At 74.9% G+C, this 15,594-nt stretch carries 15 protein-coding genes and 1 riboswitch; of the genes, 7 read left to right on the plus strand and 8 right to left on the minus strand.

Translation table 11 applies throughout. From position 1 onward, the window contains the following. Nucleotides 1-401 precede the first annotated feature (401 nt). Nucleotides 402-917, minus strand: a complete 516-nt coding sequence (locus tag ACFWEJ_RS18085; RefSeq protein ID WP_377230598.1) for a TetR/AcrR family transcriptional regulator — start codon at nucleotides 915-917, stop codon at nucleotides 402-404. Nucleotides 918-1,052: 135 nt separating this feature from the next. Here ACFWEJ_RS18085 and ACFWEJ_RS18090 point away from each other — a divergent pair, with 135 nt between their 5' ends. Further along, a complete protein-coding gene (locus ACFWEJ_RS18090; protein ID WP_377230599.1) occupies nucleotides 1,053-1,508 on the plus strand; it encodes a DoxX family protein in 456 nt (151 codons plus the stop codon). 21 nt (nucleotides 1,509-1,529) lie between these two features. Here the strand turns inward: ACFWEJ_RS18090 and ACFWEJ_RS18095 are convergent, their stop codons facing one another. The 4 genes from ACFWEJ_RS18095 to ACFWEJ_RS18110 are packed head-to-tail and all read right to left on the minus strand — an operon-like array spanning nucleotide 1,530 to nucleotide 4,943. After that, entirely contained in the window at nucleotides 1,530-2,318 is a 789-nt protein-coding gene (locus tag ACFWEJ_RS18095; protein WP_377230600.1) for a MerR family transcriptional regulator, read from the minus strand. A gap of 33 nt (nucleotides 2,319-2,351) precedes the next feature. Then, entirely contained in the window at nucleotides 2,352-3,149 is a 798-nt protein-coding gene (locus tag ACFWEJ_RS18100) for an ABC transporter permease (protein ID WP_377230601.1), read from the minus strand. Beyond that, nucleotides 3,146-3,985, minus strand: a complete 840-nt coding sequence (locus ACFWEJ_RS18105) for an ABC transporter ATP-binding protein (protein ID WP_377230602.1) — start codon at nucleotides 3,983-3,985, stop codon at nucleotides 3,146-3,148. Before ACFWEJ_RS18105 ends, ACFWEJ_RS18100 begins: the two co-directional genes overlap by 4 nt. Before the next feature lie 43 nt (nucleotides 3,986-4,028). Beyond that, nucleotides 4,029-4,943 (minus strand): M15 family metallopeptidase, encoded by a 915-nt coding sequence (locus ACFWEJ_RS18110; RefSeq protein WP_377230603.1) that lies wholly within the window; start codon nucleotides 4,941-4,943, stop codon nucleotides 4,029-4,031. Nucleotides 4,944-5,178: 235 nt separating this feature from the next. Between ACFWEJ_RS18110 and ACFWEJ_RS18115 the strand changes: the two genes are divergently transcribed. From ACFWEJ_RS18115 to ACFWEJ_RS18135, 5 genes are all read left to right on the plus strand, one after another. Continuing rightward, nucleotides 5,179-5,700, plus strand: a complete 522-nt coding sequence (locus ACFWEJ_RS18115; RefSeq protein WP_377230612.1) for an RNA polymerase sigma factor — start codon at nucleotides 5,179-5,181, stop codon at nucleotides 5,698-5,700. A gap of 1 nt (nucleotide 5,701) precedes the next feature. Next, on the plus strand, nucleotides 5,702-6,715 hold the full coding sequence (locus ACFWEJ_RS18120; protein WP_377230604.1) for a hypothetical protein: 1,014 nt from the start codon (nucleotides 5,702-5,704) through the stop codon (nucleotides 6,713-6,715). 75 nt (nucleotides 6,716-6,790) lie between these two features. Then, nucleotides 6,791-7,261 carry a GNAT family N-acetyltransferase gene (locus tag ACFWEJ_RS18125; RefSeq protein ID WP_377230605.1) on the plus strand — a complete coding sequence of 157 codons (471 nt, stop codon included), beginning with the start codon at nucleotides 6,791-6,793 and terminating at the stop codon, nucleotides 7,259-7,261. Nucleotides 7,262-7,429: 168 nt separating this feature from the next. After that, nucleotides 7,430-8,611 (plus strand): Cmx/CmrA family chloramphenicol efflux MFS transporter, encoded by a 1,182-nt coding sequence (locus tag ACFWEJ_RS18130; protein ID WP_377230606.1) that lies wholly within the window; start codon nucleotides 7,430-7,432, stop codon nucleotides 8,609-8,611. A gap of 175 nt (nucleotides 8,612-8,786) precedes the next feature. Beyond that, nucleotides 8,787-9,356 (plus strand): hypothetical protein, encoded by a 570-nt coding sequence (locus ACFWEJ_RS18135; RefSeq protein ID WP_377230607.1) that lies wholly within the window; start codon nucleotides 8,787-8,789, stop codon nucleotides 9,354-9,356. A 21-nt stretch (nucleotides 9,357-9,377) separates the two neighbouring features. Here the strand turns inward: ACFWEJ_RS18135 and ACFWEJ_RS18140 are convergent, their stop codons facing one another. Next, a complete protein-coding gene (locus ACFWEJ_RS18140) occupies nucleotides 9,378-10,283 on the minus strand; it encodes a LysR family transcriptional regulator (RefSeq protein ID WP_377230608.1) in 906 nt (301 codons plus the stop codon). Nucleotides 10,284-10,326: 43 nt separating this feature from the next. Beyond that, entirely contained in the window at nucleotides 10,327-11,031 is a 705-nt protein-coding gene (locus ACFWEJ_RS18145) for a type 1 glutamine amidotransferase domain-containing protein (protein ID WP_377230609.1), read from the minus strand. Nucleotides 11,032-11,208: 177 nt separating this feature from the next. Continuing rightward, nucleotides 11,209-11,312, plus strand: a riboswitch (SAM riboswitch). Nucleotides 11,313-11,320: 8 nt separating this feature from the next. Here ACFWEJ_RS18145 and metE point away from each other — a divergent pair. After that, the gene (gene metE / locus ACFWEJ_RS18150) at nucleotides 11,321-13,720 is read left to right on the plus strand and encodes a 5-methyltetrahydropteroyltriglutamate--homocysteine S-methyltransferase (RefSeq protein ID WP_377230610.1); all 2,400 of its coding nucleotides are present in this window, start codon (nucleotides 11,321-11,323) and stop codon (nucleotides 13,718-13,720) included. Nucleotides 13,721-13,802: 82 nt separating this feature from the next. Here metE and ACFWEJ_RS18155 read toward each other — a convergent pair whose 3' ends face one another. After that, nucleotides 13,803-15,401, minus strand: a complete 1,599-nt coding sequence (locus tag ACFWEJ_RS18155) for a ricin-type beta-trefoil lectin domain protein (protein WP_377230611.1) — start codon at nucleotides 15,399-15,401, stop codon at nucleotides 13,803-13,805. Between the last annotated feature and the right edge of the window lie 193 nt (nucleotides 15,402-15,594).

The raw sequence follows: 15,594 nt of genomic DNA on the forward strand, positions 1-15,594 counted from the left end.
CCGCCGACCCGTCGACCAACCCAGCGCCGGACGACCCGTCGAATGACCCACCGCCTGACGACCATGCACCTGCTGCCAAACAGACCTGCCTTCTGGCAGCAACTGCATGCTCATCTCGCGGGCGCACGCCCCGGGGCCGACGCCCCCGTACAGACCGATGCCCCCGGCATGGCGGCGCGACTGTCGCAGGCCGATCCACCGGCCGAGCGCCCGCCGGCCGACCATGCACCTGCTGCCAGTGGGTACGACCGCCTGGCAGCAACTGCATGGTCACCCGTTACCGGACGACCCGTCGAATGACCCACCGCCTGACGACCATGCACCTGCTGCCAAACGGTCGTGCCCACTGGCAGCAACTGCATGGTCACCCGTTACCGGCCGACGGCGGCGCCCGGCGTGCCTCAGGCGTCCGGGACCAGGCGGCGCAGGACCGGCTCCGCGGCCGCGACGACGTCGGGCCCCGTGATCGCGCCGGAGAGCCAGAGGCTCGCGAAGCCGTGGGCGACGGACCAGGCCGCGCGCGCCCCGTCGGCGTCGGGCGCCAGGCCCGCGAGCGCCCCGGAGGCGACCTGCTCGGCGGCGACCAGGTCCGCGTCGTCGCCGTGCAGCAGGCTGCGGTCGAACATGACGGCGAAGTGCCCCGGGTGGCCCACCGCGAACCGCACGTAGGCGACGCCGGCGGCGAGCAGGTCGTCCCCGGCCTCGTCGAGGGCCGCGGCGAGCAGCGTGAAGCCCTCGGTCGCCACGGCCGTGAGCACGCCCGCCTTGTCCCCGAAGTGGTGGGCCGGCGCGGCGTGGGACACCCCCGCGAGCCGGGCCAGCTCGCGCAGGCTCAGGCCGGCGGGCCCGCGCTCGGCGACGGCGGTCGCGGCGGCGGCGGTCATCGTCCTGCGCAGGTCTCCGTGGTGGTAGCTCATGGAGCTCCGTCTCTCCCGGTGTTCTCGTGCTCGACGCCGGTTCGAGCCCGGCCGATCCAATCTTTCCATTGACAAGATAGCACCACGAGTGGTGAGGTGTCGCTCGAACTTGTCGCCGTCAAGATTGGAACGGTCATGCCTGTCCCCCTGCCCGTGCTGCTGCTCGCGGTCACGGCGCTCGCGCGCCTGCTCGGCCTGCTCGCGGTCCCGGCCCTCGGCTCCTGGCACGACGCCGCCCGGGTCGGCGTCGCCGCCGCCTACCTGCTGGCGTCGTCCGGCCGGCTCATCCCGCACGTCCGCCAGGACCTCGTGCGCATGGTGCCGCCGGGCCTGCCCCGCCCCGGCCTGCTCGTCGCGGGCACGGGCGTGCTGGAGCTGGCGGGCGCGATCGGCCTGCTGGTGCCCGCGACGGCGTCCGCGGCCGCGATCTGCCTGGGGCTGCTCACCCTGGCCATGACCCCGGCGAACGTCTCCGCGGCGCGCCGCGGCGTACTGTTCGGCGGCAAGCCGGCCACGCCCGTCGGACGCCGCCTCGCGGAGCAGGCCCTCTACCTGGCGGCGCTGGCGTCGATCGTCTGGCTCCCTTTCTGACGCCGCCGCCCGCCCCGCCCGTCACTCGTCACTCGTCACCCGGGCCTTGCGGGGCACCCGCTCCTGGCGGGTCCAGCCCGACCAGCCGCGCTCCTCCAGCAGCTCCTCCAGACGACGGCCCGCGGGGATGGAGTCGAGGGCCAGCGAGTCGAACTGCTCGACGAGCCCCCGCTCCACCCCGCGCGCGCCGTCGCCGGTCCACTCGACGTGCTGGTCCAGGACGGCGGCCACCTTGTCGGCCAGGCCGGGCAGCCGCGGGTCGTCCGGGTCCCAGCCGATCCCGTCGCCGATCGCCCGCAGCACGCCGACGAACGCGGCGTCGTCCAGGAGCCGGCCCTTGTTCACCATCGCCGCGGCGATCTGCTCGCGCGAGTACACGGCCAGCGACAGGATCCAGCTGTCCCGCTCGATCTCGACGACCTGCTCGGGCACGCCCAGCTCGCGCCACCGGTCGAGGTAGGCCGCGCCCTCCGGCGGCAGGGCCAGGCTGTCCCCCGCGGCGAGCCGCGCGATGCGCTCGCGGTGCCGCTCCCGCTCCCTGATCTCCGACCGGAGCCGCGCGTCGATCTCGGCGACGGCGGCCGTGAACTCCTCTTCGTCGGCGTGCAGCAGCTCCTGGACGCGGGCCAGCGGCACCCCGGCGTCGGCCAGGGTCCGGATCCGGATGAGGTCCACCACGGCCTGCGCGCCGTAGCGGCGGTACCCGGAGTGGTCGCGCTCCGGCTCCGGCAGCAGCCCGACGGCGTGGTAGTGCCGCACGGTGCGCGCCGTCACCCCCGCGTAGGACGCGACCTGCCCGATCGTCAGCATGACGCCATCCTCTCCCCTGTGATCGGTCATCGGTCAGCGGGCCGCGACCGCGACCCTGCCGAAGGCGTGGCGGGACCACACGTAGCCCACCCCGGCGATCAGCACGCACCAGCCGATCGCGAGCCAGCCGTCCGACCCGACGGGCGTGCCCGACGTCAGGGCCCGCAGCGTCTCGATGACCGGCGTGAACGGCTGGTGCTCGGCGAACTGCCGCAGCCCGGCGGGCATCTGTTCGGTGGGCACGAAGCCGCTGCTCACCACGGGCAGCACCATCAGCACGAGCGGCGTGTTGCTCGCCGTCTCGACGCTCCCCGCGGCCAGCCCCATCGCGACCGTCAGCCAGGTGAACGAGAACGCCAGGAGCAGCACCAGCCCGGCGGCGCCGAGCCAGCCCGCCACCCCGGCCTGCGACCGGAACCCGAGCAGCAGCGCGAAGGCGACCATCACCGTCAGGGCGAGCACGGTCCGGATCACCGCGCCGAGCACGTGCCCGGTCAGCACCGAGACGCGGGCGATGTCCATGGTCCGGAACCGGTCGAACATCCCGCCGGTGCGGTCGATCGCGACGGCGACGGCGGTCCCGTTCGCCACGCTGGACACGGTCATGACCCAGATGCCGGGGACCAGGTAGTTCAGGTAGTCGGCGCGGCTGCCCCCGCCGTCGACCGGGAGGCCCGCGCCGAGCGTGCCGCCGAACACGTAGACGAACAGCAGCAGGAACACGACCGGGATGGCGATCACCATGACCGCCAGGGAGGGGTAGCGGCTCAGGTGCCGCAGGTTGCGGCGCAGCATGGTCATCGAGTCGCGGACGGCGTAGGTGGTGCTCATCGTGCGGTCACCTCCGAGGTGGCGTTGTCGGTATCTGTGTCGGTATCGGGGCCGACGGCGGCGGGGTCGGCGGCGTGCCCCGTGAGCGCCAGGAACACGTCGTCGAGGCTCGTGGCGCCGCCGGGCACCTGCGCCTTGAGCTCGCCCGGCGTCCCCTCGGCCACGAGCGTGCCGGCGTCGAGCACGCCGACCCGGTCGGCCAGGGCATCGGCCTCCTCGAGGTACTGGGTGGTCAGCAGCACGGTGACGCCGTCGGCCACCTGCTCCCGGACCACCTGCCAGACGGCGCGGCGGCTGCGGGGGTCGAGCCCCGTCGTCGGCTCGTCCAGGAAGATCAGCCGCGGCCGGGTGATGAGCGTCATCGCCAGGTCGAGGCGGCGGCGCATGCCGCCGGACCACGTCAGGGCGCGGCGGTCGGCGGCGTCGGCCAGGTCGAACCGGTCGAGCAGCGCCGCGACGTCCCGGACCGCGGTCGCCCGGTCGAGGTGGGTCAGGTCGGCCATGAGGCGCAGGTTCTCGCGGCCGGTGAGGAACATGTCGATCGCCGAGAACTGCCCGGTCACGCCGATCGCCGCCCGCACCCGGTCCGGCTCGCGCCGCACGTCGTGGCCCGCGACGCGCACCTCTCCGGCGTCGGCCGCGAGCAGCGTGGACAGGATGTTCACCATGGTGGTCTTGCCCGCGCCGTTCGGCCCGAGCAGGGCGTAGACGGAGCCGGCGGGGACGGCGAGGTCCACGCCGTCGAGCACGTGGTGGTCGCCGTAGGACTTGTGCAGGCCGGCGACGTCGATCGCGGTGCCTCGTACGGCCGCGGCCGTACTGTCTGGTGTGGTCATGACCGCAGCGTGCAGGGTTGCCGCTACGGCAAGGTCAAGCCCGTCAGTCGGTGTAGCCCCCGCCGGGCACGTCGAAGACCTCCTCCAGCGTCGTGACGTCGGTGTCCGCCAGGTACGCCGCCAGGTCGCGGCCCACCCAGCGCAGGTGCCAGGCCTCGGGGGCGTACCCCGTCACGTCGCTGTTCTCGGGCGTGTACCGCACCAGGAAGCCGAACATGCCGGCGTGCTCGGCGACCCACCGCCCCTCGGCGGTCTGACCGAAGCACGGCTCGAAGTCGCACCCGGGCTCGGTCGTTCCGCCCACGTCCACGGCCAGGCCAGTCTGGTGCTCGCTGTGCCCCGGGCGCGCCGAGACGGCGTCCGCCTGCGCCGCCCCGAGCTGCGCCACCCAGCCCTCGTAGACCGCGGCCTGCTTGGGGTACCCGCGGTAGGCGCTGCGCAGCGTCAGGCGGACGCCGTCGGCGTCGGCCGCCGCCAGGAGCGCCGTGAGGTCCGGCGCGACGTCGGGCCGCACGAGGTAACCGCGCACGGTGGTGAGGTCGGGCTCGTAGTCGACCGGGTCGAGCGGCGTGTGCTTGTTGACGACCACCCAGGGGCTCGCCGGGTCGGTGATGGAGCGTGCGGTCAGGTCGATGCCCGGGTCGTCGCCCGGCTCGGCAGCAGCGGGCGCGCTCTGCTGCCCGACGGCGCTCGCGGCGCCCGCCCCGCCGTCCGCGTCGGTCGCGCCGTCGGCGCCGGTCGCGCCGTCGGCGTCCGCCCCGCCGGTCCCCGGCTCCCCCGCGCCGTGCCCGCCGCCCTGCTGTCCGGAGCCGGACAGCCCCACACCGTCCGACGGCCTGGCCGGCCCGGCGCCGGACCCGTCCGCGCAGCCGGCGAGGAGCATCGGGGCGGCGAGCAGCGCGGCGAGGAACAGCGCGGCGGCGAGCGGCACGGCGCGGAAGCCCTTCGCGCGGGTCACGGACAAACGGTTCGAAAAGGTAGGCACACCGGGGTCGTGTGCGGCGGGCGGCCGCCGATGTCAGCGGCGCGCTGTGACGTGGGCAACATCCGGGACCTGACATGGGCGATCCCCTGCCGGACACACTGTGTCGGAAGCATCCACCCCCGAGGACCTGCACCCCGGTTGACCGACGGAGACCCCGGAGCCCGCCCTGACCACGAACACCGAGCCGCACCGCGCCGCACCGGGCCCGCTGACGCCCGCGCGCACGGAGGAGCTCTTCGCGACGCACGCGCGCGCCGTCCACCGCTACGCCCGCGCGCGGCTCCCGGCCGCCGAGGCGGAGGACGTCGTGGCCGAGGTCTTCGCGATCGTGTGGCGCAAGGGCGAGCTGCCCGACAACCCGCGGGCGTGGCTCCTGGCCGTCGCCCGCCGGGTCATGGCCAACCAGGCGCGCGCCCGGCAGCGGCGCACGGCCCTGGTCGAGCGGGTGCGCACGCACCCGGCCGCGGCGGGCGCCGACGACGTCCGTCTGGTCGGCGAGCTCGACGAGCTCCGCTGCGCGCTGGACCTGCTGCGCCCCGCCGACCGGGAGGTCATCGCGCTGCTCGCGGCAGCGGAGCTCAGCACCGCGGAGGTGGCCCAGGTCCTGGGCTGCACGACGGCGGTCGCGGCCACCCGGGTGCACCGCGCCCGGCGCCGCCTGCGCGCGGCGTACGAACGACTGACCGACGAACGACTGACCGACGAACGGCCGACCGAGGAAGGAGCCTGACGTGGACGACGACGAGCTGACCCGCGCCCGCCGCGCCCTGCGCGCGGCCGATCCCGAGCTCGACCTCGCGCGCGCGTACGCCGAGTCCCGGGCACGGGCCGCGGCGCAGGCCCAAGCGCCGGACGCGGCTGCGGACCGCCTCCACAGCCTCGACCCGCGCGCGAGCGGCCGGGCCGACGTCGGCCCTGGCGGCGCCGGATCTCGGGGCACCGACCCCCACGGCGTGTGGGCCGACGCCGGCCCCGACGACTGGGCCGACACCGGCACCGTCGAGGTGCTGCTCCGCGACCCCGACGCGGGACCCGGGCCGGTCCCGGCCGCGCTCCGGCGCGCGCCGTCGGGCCGCCGCGGGCCGGTCCTGGCGTGGGCGGGTGCGGTAGCCGCGGCAGCGGCCGCCGTCCTCGTCCTGAACCTGGCGGGCGCCCCGGAACCGGGCGCCCTCCCGGGCTCGGCGCCGGGCACCGGCGCGTCGGCGGCCGGGACCCCGCGTCCCGGAGCGTCGCCGTCCCCCACGGCCTGGCTCACGCCGGGCGAGGCCGTCACCCGGGCGGGCAAGGCGATGTCCGGCGCGAACTGCGGCGTGAAGACCCGCTCGACGCTCGGGGACGAGTCGATCATGCGCTTCGACCAGGTCGACGGGCCGGACCTGGCCGTGCCGAAGCCCCAGCTGGACCAGCAGCCCCTGCAGGTGCTGCAGGCGGCGTCGGCAAGCGTGCTGCTCGGCCTGCCGGGCTACGACGGCACGAACCAGCGGCTCGACGACGACCTCGCGGTCGAGGAGCTGGGCGGGCAGACGGTCGCGCGCATCCGCGTCACCCCCTCGGACGGCCTGATCCGGGGCGGCGACGTGACCCGCGTCGAGCTGCTCGTCGACACCACGACCTGGCTGCCGCAGGCCCAGGAGATCTGGGCCACCTCCGACCGCGGCAAGCAGATCCGCGTGCACAGCGACCTGAGCTGGTCGCTGTGCGACCAGCCGAGCATGGCCCCCACGGACGACGCCGGCCAGCCGTGACCCGCCCCGCCGCCGCGCTTCCCCGACGGCCCGCGGGCTCACCGCCCCACCGCCCCACCGGATAGGCTCCCCGGCGTGCTCCACCCCGCCGCCTCCGCCGACCTCGACGACCTGGCCGCGTTCCTCCGCACGGCCGACCTGACGGTCGCGGCCCTCGCGGAGCCCGCCGTCCACCTCTGGCTGGAGCGCGACGACGCCGGGGCGGTCACCGCGACGACGGGCTTCGAGCTCGGCGCGGACGGCGCGCACGCGCTGATCCGCAGCGTCGCCGTCCGGCCCGACCTCCGGGGCGCCGGGGACGGCCTGCGCCTGGCCCGCTTCGCGCTGGACCGGGCCGCCGACGCCGGGGCGCGCGAGGCCTGGTTGTTCTCCCGCCGGTCGGGCGGCTTCTGGCAGAAGCTCGGCTTCGGCCCGACGACGACGCGGGCGCTCGCCGCCGCCCTGCCCGACGCCCACCAGGTGCAGCTCTTCCGCTCGACGGGCCAGCTCGACCGCGAGGTCGCATGGCGGCGTCCGCTGCCGGTACCTGCTAGCTTCACCGCATGAGGTCTCCAGAAGCATCCAGGCCAGGGCTGCCGGTACTCCGGTAGCCCGAGATGCCCCTGTAGAGACCACCGCGCCGCGCTCCCCTGCGAGCGGGCCGCGTCAGCGCATCCGAAGGGCCCGTAGTGCCGTCCCGGCCTACCCGTCTCCCTCCACCCTTCGGAGTTCTTCATGCCTGTCCTGCTCTACGTGCTCGCGGTCGCGGTCTTCGCGCAAGGCACGTCGGAATTCGTCCTCGCCGGGCTCGTGCCCGGCATCTCCGCCGGCCTCGGCGTCTCGCTCGCCCAGGCCGGCTACCTGACCTCGGGCTTCGCAGTCGGGATGGTCGTCGGCGCGCCGCTCACGGCCGCCGTCGGACGCCACCTGCCGCCCCGCTGGACCCTGTCCGCCTGCCTGCTCGTCTTCGTCGCGGCGCACGTCGCCGGGGCACTGACCGACAGCTTCGCCGTGCTGCTCGGCACCCGGTTCGTCGCCGCGGTGGCCAACGCGGGGTTCCTCGCGGTCGCGCTGTCGACGGTCCAGGCCCTCGTCCCCGCCGGGCTGCGGGCCAGGGCGCTGGCGGTGATCCTCGGCGGCACGACGCTCGCCCTGGTCGCCGGCGTCCCCGCCGGCGCGCTGCTGGGCGAGCTCTGGGGCTGGCGCTCCGCCCTGTGGGCGATCGCCGGGGTCGCGGCCGCGGCCCTGGTCGCCGTGGCCTGCCTGACGCCGGTGCGGCTCGACGCCGGTACCCCGCGCGCCCGGCTGGACCTACGGACCGAGCTCGCCGCGCTGCGCTCCCCGCGCCTGCTGCGCCACCTCGTGCTCGGGGTGCTGGTCAACGGCGCGACGTTCTGCGCGTGCACCTACCTGGCGGTCGTCGTCACCGACGGCGCGGGCCTCGGGTCCGCGCTGGTGCCGGCCGTGCTGGCCCTGTTCGGCCTGGGCGCCTTCGCCGGGGTCTCGGCCGCGGGCCGGCTCGCCGACGCCCACGGCGGCCGCCTGCTCGTGATCGCCGGCCCCGCCCTGCTCACGGGTTGGGTCCTGTGGGCCGCGCTCCCCGCGAGCCCCGTGACGGTGTGGGTGCTAGCGCCTGTGCAGGGCGCACTGTCGTTCGCCGTCGGCGGCACGCTGATCGCCCGCAGCATGGCGGCGGCCCACGGCGCGCCGACCATGGGCGGCGCGTTCTCGACCGTCGCCCTTAACCTCGGCGCGCTCGCCGGACCGGTGCTCGGCGGGAGCGCCGTCGTGGCGCTCGGGCCCGCCGGACCCCTGGCGGCGAGCGCGGCGCTGACGGCGGTGGCCGTCGTGCTCGGGGCGACAGCCCGCGCACACCCGGCAGGCCTCGGGGAAGACGTCACGCGTCCGAGGGCGTAACGCTGAGGTAGCAGTGCTAGCTGAGCGTTACCTCCTCGGCTGTGCAACGTGTTCCCCGGGAGACCGCCGGGAGCCGTCGCGTGCCCGGGGAATCCGCGGCGACATTCTGACCGCGACGCCGTCGTGCCTGGTAGCGTCCCCGGCACGACGGCGTCGAGCACCAGCGAGGAGACGGATGCAGCCCCTGTTCCCCCTACGGGCACGTTTCGCGGTGCTGGTCCCTGCCGTGCCGGTCCGGGCCGTGCTGGTGCGGGCCGTGCTCGTACCTGCCGTGCTGCTCCCCGCCGTGCTGACGTCCTGCTCTGCGGGTCCCGACGTCCCGGCCGGACCCGCAGAGCCGGCCCCCGCACGCGAGGCCGCGACCGAGCAGTACACGGCGGCGCTGGACGACGTCCTCGGCGCGCTCCAGGAGGCCGTCCCGGAGGTCGAGTGGACCGCCAAGGACCGCTTCCCGTCCCTCACCGAGCAGCCGGACGGCGAGTGCGTGCTCTTCCTCGCCGAGAGCCTGGGCGAGGGCGACCTGTACGAGCCCAGCGACGGCCTCGCCGACCTGGCCGCCGGGCTCGACCCGGTGCTCCAGGAGCACGGCTTCGACCCGCTGTCGGACGTGACCCACGCCGAGCACGGGGGCGACTCCTACGTGACGGCGACCGACCCGGCCGGCTGGGAGCTCCGGGTCTCGGCCTACCCGCCGCTCGTCGGCCTCTCGGGTCCGGTGGAGAGCGACGAGTGCGCCGAGGCGTGACCGGCCCGGCGACATGACCCGCTAGAGACTCCCCCACTCCGCGGCGGCCTCGGTCAGCCGCGCCTGGACGGCGGCGACCGCCGGCCCGTGCGGGACGCCGCGGCGTCCCGCGAGATACAGCGTGTTCAACGGGGGCGCCTCGGGGTGGTGGAGCTCGACCACCTGCCCGGCGTCCAGCGCGGGCGCGACCAGGTACTGCGGCAGCACGGACACGCCCGCACCGCCGGTGACGGCGGCGAGCACGGCGCGCAGGTCGGGCACCACCAGCGCCGTCGTGTTGGGCGGCCGCCGGCCGAACTCGCTGCGCCAGTACCGGCGCACGATCGGCAGGTCCTCCGCGTAGGCGACCAGCGGCAGGTGCGCCAGGGCGGCCACGGGGTCGGCTGCCAGACGCCCCGCGTCCACGGTGTGGGCCAGCGCCGGAGGCCCGACGAGCAGGAACTCCTCGTCGACCAGCGGCGTCGCCGCCACAGCGTCCTGCCGCGGGCGCACCGAGGACACGACCAGGTCGAGGTGGCCGGCCGCCAGCGCGGCCAGCAGCTCGTCGCCGAGCCCGAGCGCCGTACGGAGCTGGAGGCCCTGCGCGACGAGCGGCACGAGCGCGGGCAGCACACGCACCGTCATCAGCTCGGCCGCCCCGCCGATCCGGACGAGCCCCCGCACCGCCGGCTCGACGTCGCGGGGACCGAGCGCCGTCCGGAGCCCGTCCACGTGGAGCCCCACCTCGGCGGCCAGCGCCACGGCGCGCTCCGTGGGCTCGGCGCCCCGGCGCGACCGCACGAACAGGCGAGTCCCGAGCTGTTCCTCCAGGCGGGCGAGCTGCCCGGTGACGGCGGGCTGGCTCACGCCCAGCCGCTCGGCCGCCGCCGACAGCGACCCCGTGCGGTAGACCTCCAGGAACGTGGCGAGGAGGTCGAGACCCGGCACCGGCACCCCCTCCGTCGTCGTCCTGCCCACAGGCTAGCCGGGCTCAGCGCGCGGCGAGCGCCTTGAGCACCGCCTCCGCGGCGGCCGCGCTGGACTGCGGGTTCTGCCCGGTGATCAGGTTGCCGTCCTGGACCACGGTGCTGCTCCAGGGTGCGCCGACCTGGACGACGGCGCCGCGCTCGCGCAGCCGTGACTCGACGAGGTAGGGCGCGGCGTCGCCGAGGCCGCCCTGGCGCTCCTCCTCGTCCGTGAACGAGGTGAGCGCCCGGCCCGCGTAGGTGAAGGTGCCGTCCGGCTCCTGGGCGCTGAGCAGCGCGGCGACGCCGTGGCACAGCGCGCCCACGGTCGTCCCCCGGTCGTTCGCCGCGAGCAGCAGGCGGCCGAGGTCGGCGTCGTGCGCGAGGTCCGCCATGGGGGCGTGACCGCCCGGGACGTAGATCGCGTCGTAGTCGTCGCCGCGCACGTCGGCCAGCGTGAGCGGGTGGGCGAGCTGGCCGGCGATGCCGTCGAGGTAGGCGCGGAACTCCGCGGCGTCGGCGGCGGGCACCCCGCCGCGCTCGTCGAGGCTGACCGCGTCGACCGTGGGCGCGACGCCGCCCGGCGTCGCGACGTCGACCTGGGCGCCGGCCGCGGTGAGGACCCGGTGGGAGGCGGCGACCTCCTCGGCCCAGTAGCCGGTGGGGTGCTCGGTGCCGTCGGCCAGGCGCAGGCTGTTCGCGGCAGAGACGACCATCAGGATCTTCGACATGGTGTGGTTCCGATCTGTTCGGGGAGCTGCCCGCTGGGTGCGGTCCTCGGGGAACGTCAGAATCCATCACCGGATGCCGAAACGGTCAGCCGGATCCATCACCAAACTTATGACCCCGATTTGTCCGAGGCGTGGACGGTTTGCCGACCACATCCCGGGCATGCCTACGATCAAGTCTCATCATCCAGAGCGGTCGAGAGTCCTGGCTCCACGACACCGCAGCAACCTACCTCCGAGGCGCCAATCTCGGGGCAAGGTGCTAACGCCAGGTCCGATGGAGCTGATACGCATGGCAGTCACGAACCCGCACCTTCCCACCGCCACGATCCTGGGCTACCCGCGCATCGGCCGGAGGCGCGAGCTCAAGCGCGCCGTCGAGTCCTTCTGGGCCGGCCGCACCACCGCAGACGAGCTGGAGGCGACCGCCCGCGACCTGCGGCAGACCACCGCCCGCCGCCTCGTCGACCTGGGCCTGGACGCCGGCAACGCTGCCGTCCCCGGCTCGTTCTCGTACTACGACCAGGTGCTCGACGCCGTCGCCCTGCTGGGCGCCGTGCCCGACCGCTTCGCCGGGCTCACCACGGACGGGGGGCGCCTGCCCCTCTCGGCCTACTTCACGGTGGCCCGCGGCGAGGGCGACAACGCGCCGCTCGAGATGACCAAGTGGTTCGACACGAACTACCACTACCTGGTCCCGGAGATCGGTCCGGACACCCCGATCGGGTTCGTCGACGACCGCGCCGTGCGCGAGTTCACCGAGCTGGCGCAGCCGGCCGACGGCGGCCAGGCCGTCGTGACGCGCCCCGCGTTCGTGGGCCCGGTGACGTTCCTGCTCCTGAGCAAGGCAGTGGGCGACGCCCCCGAGGGCTTCCGCCCCCTGGACCGGCTCGACGACGTCGTCGCCGCCTACGCCGACCTGCTGCGCGCGCTCGCCGCCGCAGGTGCGCCCTGGGTGCAGCTCGACGAACCCGCCCTGGTCACGGACCTGCTGGACGTCCCCTTCGACGAGGTCGCCGACGCCGTCCGCCGGGCCTACGCCACGCTGGCGACCGAGCTCTCCCCCGCCGCGTCCGGGGCCGACGGCGCCGCCGCCGAGCGCCCCGCGATCCTGGTCACCGCCCCGTACGGCGACCTGCGCAGCGAGGCCGGCGACGGGCTCGCCCTGCTGGCCGGCACCGACGTCGAGGCGATCGCGATCGACCTGGTGCGCGGTGCCGCGCCGACCGGACCGGTCCCCGGCCTGGAGTCCAAGACCCTGGTCGCGGGCGCGATCGACGGCCACAACATCTGGCGCGCCGACCTCGACGCCCGCCTGACCGTCCTGGAGGGCCTGGCGGCCCCGGGCACGGGCGTCGGCGCCGGGACTGTAGCCGTCGGCACCTCGACGTCGCTGCTGCACGTGCCGCACGACGTCGCCGACGAGCCCCGCCTCGACGCCGACCTGAAGTCGTGGCTCGCGTTCGCGGACCAGAAGGTCGCGGAGGTCGTCACGCTGGCCACCGCGCTGACCGAGGGCCGAGCGGCGGTCGCCGACCAGCTCGCCGAGTCGACCGCGGCGGTGAGCTCCCGCGCCGCGGCGCCCGGCGTCGTCGTCCCCGCGGTGCGCGAGCGGACCGCCGCGCTGACCGCGGCCGACGTCGAGCGCGCGCCGTACGCGGAGCGGGCGGCCGCGCAGCAGGCGCGGCTCAACCTGCCGCCGCTGCCGACCACGACCATCGGGTCGTTCCCGCAGACCTCGGAGATCCGCAGCACGCGCGCCGCGTGGGTGCGGGGCGAGCTGTCCGACGCCGACTACACGGCCGCCATGCGCGCCGAGATCGCGAGCACGGTCGCGCTCCAGGAGGAGCTGGGCCTGGACGTACTGGTGCACGGCGAGCCCGAGCGCAACGACATGGTGCAGTACTTCGCCGAGCAGCTCGACGGCTTCGCGACGACGGTCAACGGCTGGGTCCAGTCGTACGGCTCGCGCTGTGTGCGGCCGCCCATCCTGTGGGGCGACGTGTCGCGGCCCGCGCCGCTGACGGTCGAGTGGACGGCGTACGCGGCGTCCTTGACCGACAAGCCGGTCAAGGGCATGCTCACGGGCCCGGTCACGATCCTGGCCTGGTCGTTCGTGCGCGACGACCTGCCGCTGGGCGACACCGCCGACCAGGTCGCCCTGGCGCTGCGCGACGAGGTGACGGACCTGGAGGCGGCGGGCATCGGCGTCGTGCAGGTGGACGAGCCGGCGCTGCGCGAGCTGCTGCCGCTGCGCCGCTCGGCGCACCCGGGCTACCTCGACTGGTCGGTGCGCTCGTTCCGGCTCTCGACCGCCGGGGCGGACATCGCCACGCAGGTGCACACGCACCTGTGCTACTCGGAGTTCGGGCAGGTCATCGGCGCGATCGACGGCCTGGACGCCGACGTCACGTCCGTGGAGGCGGCCCGGTCCCGCATGGAGATCGTGCCCGAGCTGGCCGACGCCGGGTACGGCCGCGGCATCGGACCGGGTGTCTACGACATCCACAGCCCGCGCGTGCCGTCGGTGCAGGAGGTGACCGACCTGGTCGAGCTCGCGGCCAAGTCGATCGACCCGCGGCTGGTCTGGGTCAACCCGGACTGTGGCCTGAAGACCCGCGCCTACGCGGAGACCAAGGAGTCCCTCGCCAACCTGGTGACGGCGGCTCGAACGGTCCGCGCCACCCTCTGACCCCGATCGTTGAGTGCTGGGTATTTGTCGCGTCAGCTGCATCTGAGGCGCAAATACCCAGCACTCAACGGGTTCTTGGGGGTTAGCCGACCCGCCACTTCTGGGCCGACGTTCCGTTGCAGGTCCAGATCTGGAGCTGCGTGCCGTTCGCGCTGTTGCTGTTCGGGACGTCCACGCACTTGTTCGCGAGGATCGAGACCAGGTCCCCCGCCCCGCTCAGCGTGAACTGCTGGGCCGGGTTGCCGCTGCAGTTGGCGAGCTGCACGGCGGTGCCGTCACCGGTGTTGGCCCCGGCCACGTCCATGCACAGGCCGCCGGCCCGCAGCGTCCCGTCGGCCTGGAACGTCCAGTTCTGAGCGCCCGTGCCGTTGCAGGTCCACAGCTGCAGGCGCTTGCCGTCGGTGAACTCGGAGTTCGGGACGTCGATGCACTTGCCCGCCAGGCCGACGAGCGGCCGGCCCCCGCCCCCGCCGCCGGTGGTGGTGAGCTGCAGCCCGTACGCGCTCAGGATCGGGTTGACCGGCTGGTAGATGAACCGGCCGTTCGTGGAGCAGTCGCCGATCCGGCCCGATGTGACGCCCTGCGCCTGGTTGCCCGAGAGCACCGAGCCGCCCGAGTCGCCGCCCTCGGCACACGCCGAGCCGGTCGCCATGCCGGGGATGTCGCCGGAGCCGTAGTTGATGGTGACGTTCTTCTCCTGGATGACGCCGCAACGCCAGCCCGTGGTGCGGCCCGACCGGCACACGGCCGCGCCGATGCCCTGCTCCGCGGAGCCCGCGACCGCCGTCGTACCGCCCGCGTAGTTGTTCACCGCCGGGGTGGGCGTCCAGTTGCCGTTGGTCCCCACCCAGGCCCAGTCGTGGCCCGGGAAGGTGGAGCCGCGGTACGTGCCGAGCGCGGCGCCGTCGGGGGCGTTGACCGGGTCGCCGGCCGAGCCGCAGTGCCCGGCCGTCACGAACCCGCCGGAGACCGCGAAGCCGATCGAGCACAGTGTCACGTACCCGTTGCCGAGCGGCTTGTGGAACTCGTCGCCGCCCCGGATGTCGCGCGCGGTCTGCGGCGCGACCTTCGACTTCTCCACGCGCACGACGCCGGCCGGCACGTCGGACGCGGCGATCATCGCCTTCGCCGCCGCGACGTCGGCGGCCTCGATCACCACCTCGTTCGTGGCCGGGTCGGCGTACCAGGCGTGCACGGAGGTGGGGGCGCCCACGTCGTCGAGGGCCTCCTTCCACCCGGTCAGCTCGCCCAGGCTGTGTTCGACGACGACGGCGTCGGCGCCCGCACGCTCGGCCACCTTGGCTGCCGCCGCGCTGGTGACGGCGACGCGCGGGGCGTCGGCGCCGTCCGGCAGCCAGGTGCCCGCGTACCGGTCGCCGAGCGCCGCGGTCAGGTGCGCCTCGACGATCGCGGCGTCGGCGTCGCGGGCCAGGCGGCCGGGGATCTCGGCCCTGGTCAGGCCGAGGTCGCGCTCCATCGCGCCGACCTGGCCCTCGGGCAGGGCGTCGGGGGCGTCGGTGCCCCGGACGTCCGTCGTGCTCTGACCGTTCACCGCGCTCCGGGCGACCTGCGCCGCCGGGGCGGCGCCCGCCGTGCTCGCGCCGGTCAGCGCCGTGCCGACCATCAGCACCGCTGCTGACAGCGCTATCAGGGAACGTGACGTTCTCAGGGATCGTGACATGGTGATGTGCTCCTCATCAGGCCTGGGGAACCTCGTGTGCCTGGGAGCGTATTGACGCCGCCCCACCACCAGAACGGGTGGGACGACGCTGTGTGGAAAGTACCTATCCATCCCTTATGCCCGAGGCGCGCCCCAGGGAGCTGCCCAGGCCGATCGTCGAGATCGGTCGGTTGCGTTGAGATCGGTCCATCGA

Origin of the sequence: Promicromonospora sp. NPDC060204 (genome assembly GCF_042728455.1) — a bacterium.
Lineage (GTDB): Bacteria > Actinomycetota > Actinomycetes > Actinomycetales > Cellulomonadaceae > Promicromonospora.

What these genes read in the sequence shown, in the direction of transcription:
- ACFWEJ_RS18085 (WP_377230598.1), bottom strand. Translation starts at nt 917, where the DNA reads ATGAGCTACCACCACGGAGACCTGCGCAGGACGATGACCGCCGCCGCC.
- ACFWEJ_RS18090 (WP_377230599.1), top strand. Translation starts at nt 1,053, where the DNA reads ATGCCTGTCCCCCTGCCCGTGCTGCTGCTCGCGGTCACGGCGCTCGCG.
- ACFWEJ_RS18095 (WP_377230600.1), bottom strand. Translation starts at nt 2,318, where the DNA reads ATGCTGACGATCGGGCAGGTCGCGTCCTACGCGGGGGTGACGGCGCGC.
- ACFWEJ_RS18100 (WP_377230601.1), bottom strand. Translation starts at nt 3,149, where the DNA reads ATGAGCACCACCTACGCCGTCCGCGACTCGATGACCATGCTGCGCCGC.
- ACFWEJ_RS18105 (WP_377230602.1), bottom strand. Translation starts at nt 3,985, where the DNA reads ATGACCACACCAGACAGTACGGCCGCGGCCGTACGAGGCACCGCGATC.
- ACFWEJ_RS18130 (WP_377230606.1), top strand. Translation starts at nt 7,430, where the DNA reads ATGCCTGTCCTGCTCTACGTGCTCGCGGTCGCGGTCTTCGCGCAAGGC.
- ACFWEJ_RS18135 (WP_377230607.1), top strand. Translation starts at nt 8,787, where the DNA reads ATGCAGCCCCTGTTCCCCCTACGGGCACGTTTCGCGGTGCTGGTCCCT.
- ACFWEJ_RS18145 (WP_377230609.1), bottom strand. Translation starts at nt 11,031, where the DNA reads ATGTCGAAGATCCTGATGGTCGTCTCTGCCGCGAACAGCCTGCGCCTG.
- metE (WP_377230610.1), top strand. Translation starts at nt 11,321, where the DNA reads ATGGCAGTCACGAACCCGCACCTTCCCACCGCCACGATCCTGGGCTAC.
- ACFWEJ_RS18155 (WP_377230611.1), bottom strand. Translation starts at nt 15,401, where the DNA reads ATGTCACGATCCCTGAGAACGTCACGTTCCCTGATAGCGCTGTCAGCA.